The organism is Flagellimonas aquimarina, assembly GCF_003149745.1.
Classification (GTDB): Bacteria; Bacteroidota; Bacteroidia; order Flavobacteriales; family Flavobacteriaceae; genus Flagellimonas; species Flagellimonas aquimarina.
In genome coordinates this window covers 944,620-963,021 of sequence record NZ_QGEG01000002.1, presented here as the reverse complement: position 1 = coordinate 963,021, position 18,402 = coordinate 944,620, and the positions used below count along the sequence as shown (strand labels likewise).

Below are 18,402 nucleotides of genomic sequence, written 5' to 3'. Positions count from 1 at the left end.
AAAAAATAAGCGGTAAACTACCGTATAACTGCTTGATTCTGAAAGAAAAATCAACGAACTTCGTTATCACCCGTTAAAGAGGAATTAAAACTCTTCTTAACCAATATTGTTGTGAGTCATTAAAGCAAACCAAAATGAAAAAGGTAAAAAAAACTGGACTAAACATATTCTTTTGGATTTTGACAAGTGCGAACATTGTGGCGCAAGAATCTGTTCAACACATTTTTGCGGGAGGAATCCTTGATTTTAATACTGAAAAAATTGAAAACAATGTTCTCATTACCATTAAAAAAGGCAAAATCATTGAAGTTGAAAAAAACTTCAACCTGTCAACTTTAGAAAACTATATTGACCTATCAGATTATACCATTCTTCCCGGATTAATAGACTGTCACACTCATTTAATAGGTAATTGGTACATGGAACAGGACGAATTTGATGTTTACGCTTTGCCTGCAGCTTCGTATGGAATAATCGGAACTGTAAATGCAAAGAAAACATTAGAAGCAGGATTTACCACCATTAGAGACTTACATAGCTATTTTTATGGCGATGTTGCCTTAAGGGATGCTATTAATAAAGATTGGATTATTGGACCAAGAATGTACGTGAGCGGCCCAGCACTAACAATTACGGGCGGGCATGGTGCGTTTGGGAATTGGTTAAGTCCTCAAATTGAATTTAAAGATAAGCTTGTCAGTATTGCGGATGGTGAAGATGAAGTGCGAAAAGAAACACGCAAACATCTAAAATATAAAGTAGACTGGGTTAAAATTTTTGCAACAGGAGGATTTGGTTCTTACGGTACAAAACCAGGTGCTGCATCTTATACGATTCAAGAAATTGCAGCAGCAGTAGATGAAGCCGGCAAAAGAGGAATTAAGGTTGCAGCCCATGCGCATGGCACAGAGGGAATCAAAAATGCTCTGCTAGCCGGTGTTACCTCAATAGAACATGCTACTTTTCTTGATAATGAAACCATTGAACTATTACTTCAAAAAGAAGCATTTCTTTCAATGGACTTATTATCGGCTTACTACGAGTTAATAGAGAAAAATAAGGACTTTGGAGACAAGGGTGATGATTCCAACAACAATAAAATGTTTGAGTCTTTATTGGAAACCTTTTCAAAAGCTTATAAGAAAAATGTAAAAATAGTATTCGCGACAGATGCAGGGGTTTACCCCCATGGCAGAAATGCTGAACAATTTTCGCTAATGAAAGAGGCTGGAATGAAAGAAATTGACATCATTAAAAGCGCTACACTTACTGCTGCTGAACTACTTGGAATTGAAGACAAAATCGGAAGTATAGAAAAAGGCAAATTAGCAGATATTGTTGCTATAAGAGGAAATCCGCTGACTAATATTAAATTGCTGGAGAATATTCCTTTTGTAATGAAAGACGGAAAAATTTATAAAAATGAAAAGTAACGCCTTCCAATAATGTGCCTAATTAATAGCAGTTTAAGTGATAAAACCAAAGTATCAACAGAAAAAAGAGTCAGGGCAAACTGAAAGTTTGGGAGCAGAGCACCGCTACTACTCATATACAATACCGATAACAAAACCCAAAATCCCTCACTCCACTTAAATATTCTCTTTTAGTTCAAGTAACATAATCACCAAAACATCGTCATCTCATAAGAACCTGGAAAACTTAAAGATGAAGAAGAAAGTTTTAAAAACCTTAAAATTTATACTGATTTCACTGGCTGTGTTCAGCCTTATCGTTATTGCAGGACTGCTATGGCCCATGCCAGAAATAGCTTTGCCAGAAAAACATGAAAGCATCCTCATAAAATCCATCAATATTATTGATGTAAACACCGGTATCATCCTTGAAAATAGAAACGTTTGGATAGAAAAGAATAGAATTAGCGCTATAGACAGCATAACACCAGATAAAAACTATGGGGACAGTTTTACCATAGATGGTCAAGGCAAGTATCTTATTCCGGGGCTTTGGGATATGCATACGCATTCCACTCAGCATTCCAAATGGCTTCATCACCCCTTGTACATTGCAAATGGTGTTACTTCCATTAGAGATTTATCCGGACAAATGGGTAAGAAAGATAGCTATTGGGCAGGAACAAAAGATAGGCTCGGTTGGAATCAAAAGCTTGAACATAATGAGCAAGTTACTCCTAGGTATATTTTGCAAAGCAGCTATCAAATAAACGGGGATAATTCTGTTCCTTCTGGCTATCCTGAGTTTTTTAGTGTAGAAAATGTAAAAGACGTACCTCTATTATTGGAACATTATCAAAAAGAAGGTGCCAACTTTATTAAGGTATACTCAGATATCCCGGTTGCCTCATACAGACAAATTGCAAAAGAGGCGCCAAAGTATGGTTTGCACATTGCTGGACACAAACCTTTAGGGGTTTCTTTGGAGGAAGCAATAGGTTTAGGACAACGTAGTTTTGAGCATGGAAGGGTATTTATGTTCGATTGTTTTCCGGGCGCAGAAAAACTTTTAGCTGCTGAAGATAAAAGAGCCATCTATTATGAGTCCAAAAAATCCATGGGTGAAGATTTTGATGCTTTAAAAGCGGAACATTTGATGGACTTAATGCGTCAAAAAAACGCACATTGGGTTCCTACCTTGCAAATGTTGAAAATATCTGCCTTTGCAAATGATTTAGATTATGTGGAGAACAAAAATTTAAAATACATCCCAACACTAAGAAAGAAGCTTTGGTGGAATCCAGATGTTGCAAGAGCTGCAGAATACAACCAATCCAAAGAGGGAAAAGGAATCAATATGAAGCTTTATAAATCTGCTAAGAAGCAGGTAGGCATGGCACAAAAAAAAGGTGTTCCTATTATGACAGGAACAGATGTCACGGATTCTTATGCTTTTCCTGGTTTTGCGCTACATACAGAAATGAAAGAACTTACTGCATGTGGCCTCACAAATTTAGAGGCCTTGAGAGCTGCCACAATAATTCCGGCAACCTACAGCCATGTGGGAAAAGACCTGGGAAGTGTTGCCGAAGGCAAAATAGCAGACCTATTGATTCTTGAAAAAAACCCTTTAGAAAAAATTAGCAATACCAACTCCATTTCGAGCGTTGTTTTGAATGGAGTATTGTATGATAAGGAAAGACTGGAAACATATAAAGATAACACTGCTTCTCTAGCTTCTTCATTTCATATGAACGTTAAATTTATTTTTAGTCTTTTGGGCAGCCCCTTGATCAGAAAACAATTTGCGGATTAATTTAGAATACAAACCATAACATATTTTTGAAAAGCAGGTAATAACCTGACGTATAACCTCTTGATTTTAAACGAAAAATCAACGAACTTCGTTATCGCTCGCTAAGAAGCAATTAAGACTGCTCTTAGCTATATTGTTTTTTGCATTTTAATTAATATTTATGAAACTGTCTATTATTCTTACAACATCCCTGTTTTTCTTGTTAGCATCTTATGTCAAGGCTCAAACTAAACAAGATTCTTTAGCAATTAAACAAGCCGCATTGGATTACATTGAATCTCAACATAATGTAAAACCTGAGCAATTTGAACGTTCAGCTCACCCAAGAATGGTCAAAAGGACTTTTTGGACGAATAAAAAAACCAAAAAAGAATATTTAAGAGAAACTTTTACGGACGCTATGGTTTTATTGGCAGAAACGTATAATCAAAATGGAGATAAATTTCCTGAAAACCCAAAAAAGGAAATTATAATCCTTGATATCTTTGATAAAACAGCCTCAGTTAAACTAATAGCGGATGAATGGATTGACTATATGCACATTGCAAAGCTGAACGGAAAGTGGCAAATAATAAATGTCCTTTGGCAGTTTAACGATTCTAGCAAACACTAAAATGATCCTTTTATTTTGAAATAAAGAAAACGCATTACAACCATACTTACATTTAACTGCTCGGCATAGCAATACAGTAAGTGCCTAAAGGTTTAAATCATTTACTCCGTTCTCCTACAAATTGGTCACTTTTATTTTTAAATAGCACATTAAACGTAGTAAGGCTTCCATAAATGCGCGTAATGTATTGTTGTAAATCAACCTTCTCCTGATCGTCCAAATTGTTGCTGCTATTAATCTTTTGTTCCATTACTCTAATTCGGTCTCGAACCATTACGATCTTATGAAAGAAGGTGTCGATGGGCATTTCTTTGTTGGCCAAATCATCGCCGGGTTCCAAGATTAATTTCCCTCCTCGCCATTTATCTGCTATTGCAACCTTTTCAGAGGTATCGCTCCACTTTTGTAAAATAGTGACCAAAGAACGTTCCACATCAAAGAAGCTAACACTGTCCACTTCATCCTCTACCCCATCAATCACCTCAAATTCAGAGTCTATATCAATGGTTTCCAGTCCGTTTTCAAGAAAAGTCACCCAATAATGCCTTGATGATACGTTAGTGACAACACCTTTTCCATACTCCTGATGGTCAATCCGGGAACCTATACCTAATAACTTCATATACTTCTAAGTTTTAACTTCGATTACTGCTTTTATGGACATGCCTTTTATCCGCTCAAAAATAGGAATCAATTAACAAAAACGAAACAAGAAGTCACTTCCTTTTTAAAATCCAAAACCGTATTTTAGCATCTTGTGCTATGATCAACTACGAAGAAAATATTGAAGTTCAAGGAGCTAGGGTCCATAACTTAAAAAATATTGATGTTACCATTCCCAGAGAGAAACTGGTTGTCATAACCGGGCTTTCTGGCAGTGGAAAATCATCGCTGGCCTTCGATACTATTTATGCAGAAGGACAAAGACGTTACATTGAGACTTTTTCTGCCTATGCACGCCAGTTTTTAGGAGGACTTGAACGACCAGATGTGGATAAAATAGATGGTCTTTCCCCTGTAATAGCCATCGAACAAAAAACCACATCAAAATCTCCACGTTCCACGGTTGGCACTATTACAGAAGTCTATGATTTTCTAAGGCTATTGTTTGCCAGGGCCGGTGATGCATACAGCTATAACACTGGTGAAAAAATGGTGAGTTATAGTGATGAGCAAATAAAGACCCTCATAATTGATTCTTATCGCGATAAGAAAATAAATGTTTTAGCTCCTGTGGTTAAATCAAGAAAAGGACACTACAGGGAGCTTTTTGAACAAATTGCAAAGCAAGGTTTTGTAAAAGTAAGGGTTGATGGGGAAATTATGGATATCACCAAGGGTATGAAAGTGGACCGTTACAAAACCCATGATATTGAGATTGTAATTGATCGTTTAAAAGTTGTAGAAAACGAAGAGTTCCATAAAAGACTTAACGAGTCCATAAACACTGCCATGTACAGTGGCAATAATGTGCTCATGGTTTTAGAAGAGGGTGAAAAAGTACCTCGTTATTTTAGTCGTGACCTTATGTGTCCATCTTCCGGCATCTCATACCCTACTCCCGAGCCCAATACGTTTTCATTTAATTCGCCCAAGGGTATGTGTCCAAAATGCAATGGCTTGGGCCATGTGCACGAGGTGAATGAACAGAAGATATTTCCAAATAAAAAACTCTCCATAAAGACAGGAGGTATAGCACCCTTGGGAGAATATAAAAAATCCTGGGCTTTTAAACAGCTGGAAACCATTGCACAACGATATGATTTTGAATTAACAGACCCTTTGGAAAAGATTCCTTCTGAAGCGATGGATGTTATTTTGAATGGTGGCAACGATAGTTTTGAAGTGGATTCTAAAACCTTAGGTGTAAAAAGACAATATAAGATAGATTATGAAGGGATTTCCAGCTTCATTAAAACTCAATTTGAAGAAGCCAACTCCACTTCCATAAAAAGATGGGCCAAAGAATATATGGACAAAGTTTCTTGTCCAAGTTGTAACGGAGCCCGACTAAGAAAAGAATCGCTTTATTTTAAAATAGGCAAAAAAAATATCGCAGAACTGGCTCAATTGGACATTGCGGAGTTAGCCGGTTTTTTTGAAGAACTTGAAAGTTCGCTTGAAGGAAATCAAAAGAAAATAGCGGAAGAAATTATCAAAGAGATCAAAACCCGTATTCAGTTTTTATTGGATGTTGGTTTAGATTACCTATCTCTCAACAGAAGCTCTAAATCCCTTTCTGGAGGAGAGGCACAGCGCATACGTTTAGCAACCCAGATCGGTTCTCAATTGGTTGGTGTGCTATATATTTTAGATGAACCAAGTATAGGTCTTCATCAAAGGGATAATGAACGTCTGATCAATTCTTTGGTATCTCTTCGAGATATTGGAAATTCCGTTATAGTTGTAGAGCATGATCGAGATATGATAGAACATGCAGATCATGTTATAGATATTGGCCCAAAGGCAGGCAGACATGGAGGAGTCATAATTTCTGAAGGGAAGCCAGAAGATTTAAAACTGTATAATACGCTAACAGCAGATTATATCACAGGAAAACGTGAAATAGCCGTTCCTCAAAACCGCAGAAAAGGAACCGGAAAGAAAATTGTACTTTCAGGCTGTACTGGCAATAACCTTAAAAATGTTACTGCCGAGTTTCCCTTGGGCAAACTAATAGGTGTTACTGGGGTCTCTGGAAGCGGAAAATCCACTTTGGTCAATGAGACGCTCTACCCTATTATGAATGCCCATTATTTTAATGGTGTTAAAAAACCTATGCCCCATAAAAAAATTACGGGATTAAACCATATTGATAAGGTCATAGATATAAATCAATCTCCTATTGGGAGGACGCCAAGGTCCAACCCGGCAACATACACGGGAACTTTTAGTGAAATCCGAACTTTATTTTCAAAAACCACTGAAGCAACTATCCGTGGATATAAACCAGGAAGATTCAGCTTTAATGTAACCGGTGGTCGCTGCGAGACATGCCAGGGAGGTGGATTAAAGGTTATTGAAATGAATTTTTTGCCAGATGTGTATGTTGAATGCGAAACATGCAATGGTAAACGTTTTAATAGAGAGACTCTAGAAATTAGGTATAAAGGAAAATCAATAGCCGATGTTTTGGAAATGACGATCAACGAAGCCGTTGATTTTTTCGAAAATATCCCTAAAATTCATAGAAAGTTAAAGACTATAAAAGATGTTGGCCTAGGCTATATATCTTTGGGACAGCAATCCACCACCCTTTCAGGTGGAGAGGCACAACGCGTAAAACTAGCTACAGAGCTCTCCAAGAGGGATACAGGAAACACCTTCTATATTCTTGATGAACCTACAACAGGATTACATTTTGAGGACATCAGGGTACTTATGGAAGTTTTGAATCAATTGGTTGATAAAGGGAATACCATTTTGGTCATTGAGCATAATATGGATGTGGTAAAAATGATGGACCATATTATTGATATAGGCTATGAAGGTGGCCGCGGAGGCGGAATGATCGTAGCAAAAGGCACGCCAGAAGAGGTTGCCAAGGACAATAAAAGCTATACAGCGAAGTTTTTGAAAAAGGAATTGGACAGTGCCAAACGGAAAATTGCTCCAGCAGTTTAAACATATAACACAATGCACATGCGAAAAGAACAACATCACAAAGGTTGGAATGAAATAAAAACCAATGACTCATGGGCCATATTTAAAATTATGGGTGAGTTTGTAAATGGTTTTGAAAAAATGAGTGCCATAGGCCCCTGTGTATCCATATTTGGCTCTGCACGCATTAAACCGGGGGAGCCTTATTATGATTTGGCGGTGAACGTGGCGAAGAGTGTTTCCGATGCAGGTTATGGGATTATAACCGGGGGTGGTCCTGGTATTATGGAAGCCGGAAATAAGGGAGCACATTTAGCTGGTGGCACATCAGTTGGACTTAACATTGAACTACCTTTTGAGCAACATGACAATCCATACATAGATCGTGATAAAAGCTTGGATTTCGACTATTTCTTTGTAAGAAAAGTAATGTTTGTTAAGTACTCTCAAGGCTTTGTGGTAATGCCAGGTGGTTTTGGGACTTTAGATGAATTATTTGAGGCGATTACACTTATTCAAACGAACAAAATCCACAAATTCCCTATTATTTTGGTTGGATCCAAGTTTTGGAGTGGGCTCATAGGCTGGATTAAGGACACTATGTTAGAGGCAGGCAACATTAGCCCAAAAGACCTAGACCTCATAAAAATTGTAGACTCGGAAGACGAGGTAGTCAAAATCATTGATGCATTTTACAAGGGCAGAACTTTAAGCCCTAACTTCTAATAGGTAAACCTTGGCGAAAAAAAGTTTCATTAAGAAAACGGTTCAATTATCCTTCTTATTAATCAGCCTTATCTCTTTAGGCCAACATAAGAACGAAGTGAATGCTACCCTAGATGGAACAACCAAGGAAATTGAGATAAAGCAAAAGTTCACATATGTAAATAGTTCCAATAACGGCCTTACCGCTCTTTACTTTAATGATTGGAACCATGCCTATGCAAATAGAAACACAGCCCTTGCCAAGCGTTTTGGGGAACAATTCAAACGCAGTCTGCATTTAGCCAAGGATAAAGAACGTGGCAGCACCAATATTGTAAGTATTGTGGACCAAGAATATTCTGGACTAGATTGGAACCGAATTGGAAATAGGGATATTATACGCGTACAATTAGAAAAAGCCCTAGAGCCAGGTGAATCAATACAATTGTTTTTTACATATACCGTGAAACTGCCAAATAGAAAATTCACTGCATATGGTTATGGTCCCAACGATCAATACAATTTAAAGGATTGGTATTTAACACCGGTCGTATACCAGGATGAATGGAAGCTTTATGACAATATGAATCTTGACGACATCTACACTGATGTCGCTAACACTTCAATAAATTTTACATATCCTGAAAAACTCATCTTAACCACAAATTTTGATGAAAACAGTGCCACAAGTTTTTCAAATGGACAATATGTACAGCTTCGTGGAACAAATAGAAAAAGTTGTGAGATTATTCTAAGTCGAACAAAAAAGTTTACCAAACATGTAACGCGGTTTTTGACCGTTACCACGGATTTGGAATCCGCTAAATATGATGACATATCTCAAGGAATCTCCATAACCAAGATAGGGAGGTACTTAGAAAAACAACTAGGAAGATATCCCCACAACAACTTACTGGTAAGTGAATTTGATTATAACAGATCACCGCTTTACGGCATCAATCAATTACCATCGTTTATACGGCCATATGAAGAACAGTTCCAGTTTGAAATGAAGTTTTTAAAAACCTCCATTCATAGTTTTTTAAAAGAAACGTTATTTCTAAATCCAAGAGAGGAACGCTGGGTAACCGATGCCATTGCAAACTATTTAATGATAAAATATGTTGAGGAGCATTATCCAAAACAAAAACTTGCAGGTAAACTATCCAGACTTTGGGGGTTTAAAAGTTTTCATTTGGCCCAAATGGACTTTAACGAGCAATACGCATTGTTCAGTATGCTTTCTGCCCGTAAAAATATAGATCAGGCTTTGACCACTCCCAATGATTCACTGATCAGGTTTAATGAAAAAATTGCGAACAGCTATAAAGCCGGACTGGGGATGGCATATCTGTCGGAATATTTAGGTGAGCAGAAAATTGACAGCAGTATTTCCTCATTTTATAAAGAACATAACCTTAACCCCAAAGTAAATGCATCGGATTTTAGAAATGAAATAGAAAAATTTGCTGACAAGGAAATTGATTGGTTTTTTGATGAGTATGTATCCACCAGAAAAAAAATTGATTACAAAATAAAAAGCATTGAAAAAACGGAAGATTCCATAACATTTACCATAAAAAACAAGCGGGGCACAAAAGTTCCCATCTCACTATTTGGACTGCAGAAAGATTCTGTAATTTCCAAATATTGGTTTTCAGAAATAGACACTTCAAGAACCTTTACCATCCCAAGGATAGGTGAAGACCGTTTGGTCCTCAATTATGATCAAAAAATTCCTGAATTCAACCAACGTGATAATTGGAAGACATTAAATGGATTCTTTTCAAGTAACAAAAAACTGAAGTTTCAATTTTTCAAGGATACTGAAGACCCATATTACAACCAAATCTTCTATGTCCCCATTGTAAATTTCAACGTTTACGACGGTGTTACTCCGGGAATGAGGCTTTACAATAAAACATTTCTGGAGAGGCCTTTTCAATACGATATTTCCCCTACCTATTCCTTTTTGGAAAAAACCCTGGTAGGTAAAGCCAGTTTCAGATATCGCAAATACCATGGTGAGACTGGTTTGTACGTATCCAACTATTCCTTTACCGGGTCAACATCGCATTTTCAGGTAAATTCCAGATTTTCAACTTTGACCCCGGCTATAAGTTTTGGCTGGAGGCCAGACGATTTAATTTCAAATAGAAGACAGTCATTGCTTTTTCGTTACAGAAGTGTCTTTAGAAATATTGATGAAAACATTGTAGGTGAAATAGACACCCAACCGGATTACAGTGTTCTAAATGTAAGGTATTGGGATGTTGATAACGACATAATAAATTATACATCTTGGTTCTTGGATGCGCAGCATTCAAATGACTTTACCAAGTTGGCCTTTGAAATGGAGTATAGGAAATTGTTTGAGAACAACAGACAGTTCAACATTCGTTTTTATGCAGGTAAGTTTTTAAGGAACAAAACAAACTCAGATTTTTTCAGTTTTGCGCTAGACAGACCCACAGATTACCTTTTTGATCTTGCATATCTTGGTAGGTCGGAAGACTCGGGTATTTTTAGTCAACAAATAATCATCGCAGAGGGCGGATTTAAATCGCAGCTTGACAATCCATTCGCCAATGATTGGATCGCTACCACAAATGCAAGTACAAATATTTGGAGGTGGATAGAGGCATATGGCGATTTGGGATATATCAAAAACAAAGGAGAAAACGCTCGTTTTGTTTATGATTCTGGAGTCCGGTTAAATCTTGTAACTGATTATTTTGAACTTTACTTTCCCGTATATTCCAACAGAGGGTGGGAAATAGCACAACCATATTACGGAGAAAGAATTCGTTTTATAGTAACACTTAGTCCTCGAACCTTAATAGGATTGTTCACTAGAAAATGGTTTTGACATATTCTCAAAAATAGAGCTTTTTTACTTAGTGATTTTGACACATTCGTTTTATTATTGGTTTTTTGTTGATAGATTATCATCGAATTAACTAAATCTACTATTGCTAGTGTGACTATGTTTTAGTACTTTTGCAGAAACCCAAAAATCATTTATGAAGCCAGATTCCAGTACTAAAACCGACATTTCCTTTGATGATTTTCAGTCTCAAATCCTAAACGATTATGAAATGGCCGTCACTAGTAGGGAGTGTAGTTTGCTAGGCAGACGAGAAGTACTTTCAGGTAAGGCCAAATTTGGAATTTTTGGGGATGGCAAAGAACTACCACAACTTGCAATGGCAAGAGCTTTCCAGGATGGGGATTTTAGGAGCGGTTATTATCGTGATCAAACATTTATGATGGCTCTCGGGCATTTAAGCCCAAAAGAATTTTTTCATGGCCTTTATGCCACTACGGACATTGCAAAAGAACCCATGAGCGCAGGTAGACAAATGGGCGGACACTTTGTGACGCATAGTTTAAATGAAGACGGAACATGGAAAAACCTAACAAAACAAAAAAATAGCAGCGCAGATATTTCATGTACTGCCGGTCAAATGCCACGGCTTTTAGGCTTAGCACAAGCTTCTAAAATCTACCGTAATCTTAAGGACATTGAACAAACCAACTTCTCTGTAAACGGTAACGAAGTGGCTTGGGGAACCATTGGGAATGCAAGCACAAGTGAAGGACATTTTTTTGAAACCATCAATGCAGCAGGAGTTCTTCAAGTACCGCTAGTAATGTGTGTCTGGGATGATGCCTACGGGATCTCCGTTCCGGCTGAATTTCATACCACGAAAGGTGATATATCTGAAATTTTAAAAGGATTGCAACGCGATGATAACAATGATGGGTATGAAATTTTAAAAGTAAGTGGATGGGATTATACCGCACTCATCCACGCGTTTGAAAACGCATCTGAAATAGCCCGCGAAAATCATATCCCCGTATTGATCCATGTAACTGAACTTACGCAGCCGCAAGGTCATTCAACCTCAGGCTCGCATGAACGTTACAAGTCTGAGGATCGTCTGGCATGGGAACGTGAGAATGATTGCAACAAACGCTTTAGGGAATGGATTCTTGAAAACGGTATTTATACCGAGGAAGATCTTAAAAGCTTAGAAAGGGACATAAAACAAAAGGTGCGTGCCGCTAAAAAAGAAGCGTGGGCAGAATTTTTGGAGCCTCATCTTAGTTCAAAAAAGCAATTGGTACAGCTACTGGAAAATGCAGCTGAAAAAAGCCCCAACCGTACTTTTATATCAAAATTAAAGAATGACCTTATAGCTATTGAAGAGCCACTTAAAAAAGACTTGGCAGCAAAATCAAGAAAGGCGTTGAGGTATCTTGTTGGGGAAAACACACCTGCAAAATTGCATCTCCAACAATGGACCGAAAAATTTATGGCTTCCACACAGCCAAAATTTAGTTCACATCTTTACAATGAGCTATCCAACAAGGCCATCAATATCGAGTCTCTTGAGCCATCATATTCCAATGACGCCGAACAAGTGGACGGCAGGGTTATTTTGAGAGATAATTTCGACATCCTTTTTGAAAAATACCCTGAAGCATTGGTCTTTGGTGAAGATACAGGAAACATTGGCGATGTAAACCAAGGGCTTGAAGGATTGCAAAAAAAATATGGGCCGCTTAGAGTTTCGGATACTGGGATCCGTGAAACAACTATTATTGGTCAGGGCATAGGACTTGCCCTTAGGGGGTTAAGACCTATTGCAGAAATTCAATATTTAGATTATATCCTTTACGCACTCCAAACTCTAAGTGATGATTTGGCAACGCTTCTGTACCGTACCGTTGGAAAACAAAAAGCGCCTTTAATTGTAAGGACCCGTGGTCATAGATTAGAAGGTATCTGGCATTCTGGGTCCCAAATGGGCGGATTGATCCATCTTCTTAGGGGAATGTACATTTTAGTGCCCAGAAATATGACCCAAGCCGCTGGGTTTTATAACACTCTAATGAAAAGTGATGAACCTGCACTTGTTATTGAAAGCCTTAACGGCTATCGTTTAAAAGAAAAAAAACCTGCAAACCTTGGTGAATTCTGCACCCCTATCGGAAAAGTGGAAACCATAAAAGAAGGTCAGGACATTACATTGCTTTCTTATGGGTCTACCTTAAGAATTGTTGAAAAAGTTGCACAGGAACTTGTAGAATTAGGTGTTGATGCTGAAGTCATTGATGCTCAATCTTTACTGCCTTTTGACCTTGAACATGACTTGGCCAAGAGTATAAAAAAGACAAATAGACTGCTTGTTATAGATGAAGATGTTCCTGGTGGGTGTTCCGCATATTTGCTTCAAGAAATTATTGAAAAGCAAGGAGCTTATAAATATTTGGACAGTGCACCACAAACACTGACAGCAAAATCCCATCGCCCGGCCTATGCATCAGATGGCGATTATTTTTCAAAACCAAATGCAGAGGACATATTTGAAAAGGTCTATGAAATTATGCATGAAGTTGACCCAAAATCCTATCCTGCTCTGCGGTAAGCCAGAATAGTTTTTACTGTTGAAACCAGCTTGGCATCTAACTTAAAATTTTTTAATATATAATTATTGTTTTCATTAAGACTTAATTTATACTTTCACAAAAATTAAATTCCCCCTTTAAATGAAAAACAATCTTCTAATACATTTGGGACTTGCTCTTCTAAGAATTGTTCCATCTGCTTTTATGTTGACCCATGGTTATCCAAAATTTCAGAACTTAATAAGCGGTAACACAGATTTTCTCAATCCCCTGGGAATCGGTCAGGCTCCTACCCTATTTTTGACCGTAATTGGTGAATTCATATGTCCTATCCTATTAATCGTCGGATATAAAACTCGTTGGGCCACAATCCCCACAATAATTACAATGCTTGTGGCAGGTTTAATTGTTCATGGTGCAGATCCTTTTGGAAAAAAAGAACTAGCCTTGATTTATGCTACGATTTTCATTGTTGTTTTCCTTTTAGGGCCTGGTAAATATAGTGCAGACAGGAAATAGTCCTAAACAATTTTAATAAGCAGCTCCTTTAGCAGATCAGCTTGAGATATATTGTTGGCGCCAACACCTTTACCCTTTAAATCCAGTTGCCTCAAACTTGAGATTATTCGGCTCACACTTTTCATGGGGTAGTTTTTTGCTGCAACAGTAAATTCGTTTACAAAATATGGGTTTATACCAAGTACTTTGGCCACATTGCCAGGAGAATGATCATTAAGTCCATGGTATTTTAAAAGCTGGGTAAAAAAGGTATTCAGCAATGTAACGGTGACCACAAATGGATTATCCTTTGGGTTTTGAGAAAAATAATTAATGATCTGGGTAGCCTTACCTACGTTTTTTTCGCCAATTGCCTTTTTAAGTTCGAAGTTATTGAAGTCCTTACTAAATCCAATATGCTGCTCAATTACCTCCGGGGTTATTTCTGTTGTTTCTGGCACTACCAAGGCTAGTTTATCCAATTCGTTACTGATCTTACTTAAATCAGTACCTAAAAATTCTACTAACAGCATACCTGCTTTTGGAGAAATCTTACGTTTTCTTCCACCTAATGTCCTTCTAATCCAATCAGAAACTTGGTTCTCATAGAGTTTTTTACTTTCAAAAAGTTCTCCGTTTTTTTGAACGGTCTTATATAATTTTTTTCGCTTGTCCAGCTTTTTATACTTATAGCAAATTACAAGTATTGTTGTAGGTTGTGGATTCTCAACATAAGAACTGAAGTTTTCAATGTTGCGGGAAAGGTGCTGTGCTTCTTTTACAATGACAACCTGGTATTGAGCCATCATAGGAAAGCGTTTGGCATTTGAAATAACTTCATCTACACTGGTTTCCTTTCCATAAAGGACCATTTGGTTAAACCCCTTCTCATCTTCGGTCAAAACATTGTCTGCAATGTATTTGGAAATTTTATCAATATAATAAGGTTCATCGCCCATTAAGAAATAAACGGGTTTTGGTGTTCCCTCGTTAATGTTCGCAACTATCTCCTTAATCTTATCCATTCAGAAAAAATCATCAAATTTGTTCAATGCAAGCGTTGAACTTTCCCAAGTATTCATTTAGAATCAAAAGTAGCGAAAATAGGCTCCACATCTTTGATGTGATTCGTAAAAAATTTGTGGTCTTACAGCCCGAAGAGTGGGTACGACAGCATGTAATACATTATTTGATTTTTACAAAAAAATACCCCGCAAGTCTCATCAATATAGAAAAGCAATTGATTGTCAACAATCTAAAAAAACGTTATGACATTGTTGTTTTTAAACCAAATGGAACGATAGAAACCCTGATAGAGTGCAAATCGCCAGAGATAAAAATTAAACAAACAACGTTTGACCAAATTGCCCAGTACAACTATCTTTTAAAATCGAACTATCTCATGGTAACCAATGGTATGGAGCATTATTACTGTGAAATGGATTTTAAAAATGAAAAATATAGGTTTTTGAAGGAAATTCCTGATTTTAGCCGTTAATTTGCTCCCGTTTTGAAAGTTGCCATTGTTATATTAAATTGGAACGGGAAGGCATTGCTCAAAAGATTTCTTCCCTCTGTTATTGCCCATTCAAATGGAGCAAGCATATATGTTGTTGACAATGCCAGCACAGATGATTCGGTTGCATTTGTTAAAAATACTTATCCTGCAATAGAGGTTGTCCAAAATACTACAAACGGTGGATTTGCAAAGGGATACAACGACGGATTAAAAAACATTGAGGCAGATATTTTTTGTCTTTTAAACTCTGATGTTGAAGTCACTCCCAATTGGTTGGAACCAATACTTAACACTTTTAATACCATCCCCGAAGCCGCCATTATTCAACCCAAAATATTAGACTTAAAACGAAAGGAGTATTTTGAGTACGCAGGGGCCGCTGGTGGTTTTATTGATAAACTTGGGTATCCATTTTGTAGAGGTAGAATATTCCAAGCCCTGGAAAAGGATATAGGACAGTACAATGATGTTAAAGAAGTTTTTTGGGCCACTGGTGCATGTATGTTCATTAAAAGTGATGTATTTAGGTCTTTAAAAGGGTTTGATGAGGATTATTTTGCCCATCAAGAGGAAATAGACCTTTGTTGGAGGGCAAAAAACTCAAATTACAAAGTGTACTATGTAGGAAAAAGTCAGGTATATCATTTGGGAGGCTCTACATTAAAGAACATGGATCCGAAGAAGACATTTCTAAATTTTAGAAACTCTTTGTACTCAATTACCAAGAACCTACCTAGAAAGAAGGCATTACCCATAATTTTTTTACGATTAATCCTGGATGGGATAGCAGCTTTACGTTTTATTTTTCAGCTTAAGTTCAATCATTGCATTGCCATTTTACAAGCGCATCTAAGTTTTTATGCTAACTTTAGAAGGTTTTACAAAAAGAGGGAAAAAGCTAATTTTATATTAAAGTACTATTCAACAACATCCATAGTCTGGTCTCATTTCGTACATCAAATAAAGAATTTTAACATTTTAGTAAAAGATTAACGATGCCGAAATATTTAAAATTTGCTTTTTATCTAATTTTGCCTGACAATTTAACTTTGATATCTAACAATCTTTAATTTATATACCCAGAATTATGAAAAAAGTTTTCCTAGGAACATTAACGATGGCAATTTTGTTGTCTTCATGTGTGTCACAAAAAAAATATGCTGAGCTAGAAGCACAGCAAAAAGAAACCCAAGATCTTTTGAACTCAGCAACAGTTAAACTTAATGACTGTTTAGAGGAAAAAGCATCTGCAACCTCAAAGTTGCAAACGCTTGAAGATCAAAATGCATTTTTGAAGGCAAACAACCAAGAGTTGATCAACAACATGGGGAATTTGACCACATTAACCACAAAAGGTGCCGAAAATCTTGAAAAATCCCTAGAAAGTCTTCAAGAAAAAGATTTAACCATAAGAAAATTACAAGATGCTGTTACAAGAAGAGATTCTGTAAACCTTTCTTTGGTTCAAAGTTTAAAGGGAGTTCTTGGCAATTTGGATGATGAAGACATTGAAATCAGTGTTGAAAAAGGTGTGGTGTTTGTTTCCATCTCAGATAAACTATTATTCCGTAGTGGAAGTTATAACATAACTAATGCTGCTAAAGGAGTCTTAGGTAAAGTTGCTAAAGTTGTAAACAACAAACCAGATTTTGAATTCTTGGTAGAAGGCCATACAGATAACGTTCCATATTCTAGTGGTGTATTGGTTGACAACTGGGATTTAAGTGCAAAAAGAGCAACAGCCATTGTAAGAACTTTACAAAAAGAATTCAATGTTGCTCCTGAGCGTATGACGGCGGCTGGAAGAAGTTTCTATGTACCGTTAGCATCAAATGATACCGCTGCAGAAAGGGCAAAAAATAGAAGAACTCGTATTGTTGTTCTTCCAAAAATTGACCAGTTCTACAATATGATAGAAGAAGGAATGAAAGATCCAGCAATTAGTGGATCTGGAAACTAATGTATATTAGAAAAAAATTTAAAAGCGGCCCTAGGGCCGCTTTTTATTTTTACAGCCTTTTTAAAAAATATCCAGACTCCCCTTTCCCTCTCTAATCACTTCAGGTTCTCCAGAAGACAGGTCTATCACAGTAGACGCTATATTTCCACCATACCCCCCATCAATAACAATATCCACTAGATTTTTCCATTTTTCAAATATGAGTTCAGGATCGGTTGTGTATTCCAAAATATCGTCTTCATCATAAATAGAGGTAGAAACAATGGGATTTCCCAATTCTGTGACCAAGGCCTTTACAATTTCATTATCCGGCACTCTTATTCCTACTGTCTTCTTTTTTTTAAAATCTTTTGGAAGATTATTATTGCCGGGAAGAACAAAGGTGTAAGGTCCAGGGAGTGCCCTTTTCAAAATCTTGAATGTCACAGAATCTATTTGTCTTACAAAATCTGAAAGGTTACTCAAGTCTGCACAGATAAACGACCAATTGGCTTTTTCCAATTTTATCCCCTTAATTCGGGCAATTTTGGCCAAAGCTTTGGAATTTGTGATATCGCATCCCAAACCATAAACGGTATCGGTAGGATAAATAATCAACCCTCCTTTTCGCAATACATTTCCAATTCGCTCAACAAGTTTAGGATTTGGATTTTCTTCATAAAGCTTTATAAGCTCTGCCATTTGAATTTAATTTAAGTGAAATCGACCTTGAAATTTAAAACACATCAATCTTTTATAGCCAGATTAACTACAAAGTAACAAAGATTATGGTCAAATCTAATAGTTGAGTCTTACTGGAAGGTGTGAAAACCACATTTTTAAGTATAACCGTATTGCTTTGATCAAACACATTGTTTATCA

Annotated in this window: 14 protein-coding genes; 11 read left to right on the top strand and 3 right to left on the bottom strand. The window is 37.0% G+C overall.

Translation table 11 applies throughout. From position 1 onward, the window contains the following. Positions 1–134: 134 nt before the first annotated feature. The 3 genes from DKG77_RS11165 (at position 135) to DKG77_RS11155 (ending at position 3,841) form a co-directional block, all read left to right on the top strand. A complete protein-coding gene (locus DKG77_RS11165; protein WP_109663015.1) occupies positions 135–1,433 on the top strand; it encodes a metal-dependent hydrolase family protein in 1,299 nt (432 codons plus the stop codon). A 232-nt stretch (positions 1,434–1,665) separates the two neighbouring features. Further along, positions 1,666–3,228 (top strand): amidohydrolase family protein, encoded by a 1,563-nt coding sequence (locus tag DKG77_RS11160; RefSeq protein ID WP_109663013.1) that lies wholly within the window; start codon positions 1,666–1,668, stop codon positions 3,226–3,228. A gap of 160 nt (positions 3,229–3,388) precedes the next feature. Beyond that, entirely contained in the window at positions 3,389–3,841 is a 453-nt protein-coding gene (locus DKG77_RS11155) for a nuclear transport factor 2 family protein (RefSeq protein WP_109663011.1), read from the top strand. Between the two features lie 97 nt (positions 3,842–3,938). On the opposite strand, the gene DKG77_RS11150 is transcribed toward DKG77_RS11155, so the two are convergent. Further along, positions 3,939–4,463: a hypothetical protein gene (locus DKG77_RS11150; RefSeq protein WP_109663009.1), complete on the bottom strand. Its 525-nt coding sequence runs from the start codon at positions 4,461–4,463 to the stop codon at positions 3,939–3,941. A 140-nt stretch (positions 4,464–4,603) separates the two neighbouring features. Between DKG77_RS11150 and uvrA the strand changes: the two genes are divergently transcribed. From uvrA to DKG77_RS11125, 5 genes are all read left to right on the top strand, one after another. Next, a complete protein-coding gene (gene uvrA / locus DKG77_RS11145; RefSeq protein WP_109663007.1) occupies positions 4,604–7,465 on the top strand; it encodes an excinuclease ABC subunit UvrA in 2,862 nt (953 codons plus the stop codon). 18 nt (positions 7,466–7,483) lie between these two features. Then, positions 7,484–8,170, top strand: a complete 687-nt coding sequence (locus tag DKG77_RS11140) for an LOG family protein (protein ID WP_109663005.1) — start codon at positions 7,484–7,486, stop codon at positions 8,168–8,170. Positions 8,171–8,180: 10 nt separating this feature from the next. Beyond that, positions 8,181–11,018 carry a gluzincin family metallopeptidase gene (locus tag DKG77_RS11135; RefSeq protein ID WP_243414911.1) on the top strand — a complete coding sequence of 946 codons (2,838 nt, stop codon included), beginning with the start codon at positions 8,181–8,183 and terminating at the stop codon, positions 11,016–11,018. A gap of 154 nt (positions 11,019–11,172) precedes the next feature. Continuing rightward, entirely contained in the window at positions 11,173–13,584 is a 2,412-nt protein-coding gene (locus DKG77_RS11130) for an alpha-ketoacid dehydrogenase subunit alpha/beta (RefSeq protein ID WP_109663003.1), read from the top strand. 121 nt (positions 13,585–13,705) lie between these two features. After that, positions 13,706–14,083: a DoxX family protein gene (locus tag DKG77_RS11125; RefSeq protein ID WP_109663001.1), complete on the top strand. Its 378-nt coding sequence runs from the start codon at positions 13,706–13,708 to the stop codon at positions 14,081–14,083. A 2-nt stretch (positions 14,084–14,085) separates the two neighbouring features. Here the strand turns inward: DKG77_RS11125 and holA are convergent, their stop codons facing one another. Continuing rightward, complete coding sequence (gene holA / locus DKG77_RS11120) at positions 14,086–15,087, bottom strand: DNA polymerase III subunit delta (RefSeq protein ID WP_109662999.1); 1,002 nt, start codon at positions 15,085–15,087, stop codon at positions 14,086–14,088. A gap of 26 nt (positions 15,088–15,113) precedes the next feature. Between holA and DKG77_RS11115 the strand changes: the two genes are divergently transcribed. The 3 genes from DKG77_RS11115 (at position 15,114) to DKG77_RS11105 (ending at position 17,541) form a co-directional block, all read left to right on the top strand. Then, on the top strand, positions 15,114–15,560 hold the full coding sequence (locus tag DKG77_RS11115) for a type I restriction enzyme HsdR N-terminal domain-containing protein (protein WP_109662997.1): 447 nt from the start codon (positions 15,114–15,116) through the stop codon (positions 15,558–15,560). Positions 15,561–15,572: 12 nt separating this feature from the next. Next, entirely contained in the window at positions 15,573–16,574 is a 1,002-nt protein-coding gene (locus tag DKG77_RS11110; protein WP_109662995.1) for a glycosyltransferase family 2 protein, read from the top strand. A gap of 94 nt (positions 16,575–16,668) precedes the next feature. Further along, positions 16,669–17,541, top strand: coding sequence for an OmpA family protein (locus tag DKG77_RS11105; RefSeq protein WP_109662993.1), 873 nt, complete (start codon positions 16,669–16,671; stop codon positions 17,539–17,541). 60 nt (positions 17,542–17,601) lie between these two features. Here DKG77_RS11105 and DKG77_RS11100 read toward each other — a convergent pair whose 3' ends face one another. Beyond that, positions 17,602–18,222, bottom strand: a complete 621-nt coding sequence (locus tag DKG77_RS11100; protein WP_109662991.1) for an L-threonylcarbamoyladenylate synthase — start codon at positions 18,220–18,222, stop codon at positions 17,602–17,604. Positions 18,223–18,402 lie beyond the last annotated feature (180 nt).

Coding starts and splice junctions, on each gene's coding strand:
- DKG77_RS11165 (WP_109663015.1), top strand. CDS start 135: ATGAAAAAGGTAAAAAAAACTGGACTAAACATATTCTTTTGGATTTTG.
- DKG77_RS11160 (WP_109663013.1), top strand. CDS start 1,666: ATGAAGAAGAAAGTTTTAAAAACCTTAAAATTTATACTGATTTCACTG.
- DKG77_RS11155 (WP_109663011.1), top strand. CDS start 3,389: ATGAAACTGTCTATTATTCTTACAACATCCCTGTTTTTCTTGTTAGCA.
- DKG77_RS11150 (WP_109663009.1), bottom strand. CDS start 4,463: ATGAAGTTATTAGGTATAGGTTCCCGGATTGACCATCAGGAGTATGGA.
- uvrA (WP_109663007.1), top strand. CDS start 4,604: ATGATCAACTACGAAGAAAATATTGAAGTTCAAGGAGCTAGGGTCCAT.
- DKG77_RS11140 (WP_109663005.1), top strand. CDS start 7,484: ATGCGAAAAGAACAACATCACAAAGGTTGGAATGAAATAAAAACCAAT.
- DKG77_RS11130 (WP_109663003.1), top strand. CDS start 11,173: ATGAAGCCAGATTCCAGTACTAAAACCGACATTTCCTTTGATGATTTT.
- DKG77_RS11125 (WP_109663001.1), top strand. CDS start 13,706: ATGAAAAACAATCTTCTAATACATTTGGGACTTGCTCTTCTAAGAATT.
- holA (WP_109662999.1), bottom strand. CDS start 15,087: ATGGATAAGATTAAGGAGATAGTTGCGAACATTAACGAGGGAACACCA.
- DKG77_RS11115 (WP_109662997.1), top strand. CDS start 15,114: ATGCAAGCGTTGAACTTTCCCAAGTATTCATTTAGAATCAAAAGTAGC.
- DKG77_RS11105 (WP_109662993.1), top strand. CDS start 16,669: ATGAAAAAAGTTTTCCTAGGAACATTAACGATGGCAATTTTGTTGTCT.
- DKG77_RS11100 (WP_109662991.1), bottom strand. CDS start 18,222: ATGGCAGAGCTTATAAAGCTTTATGAAGAAAATCCAAATCCTAAACTT.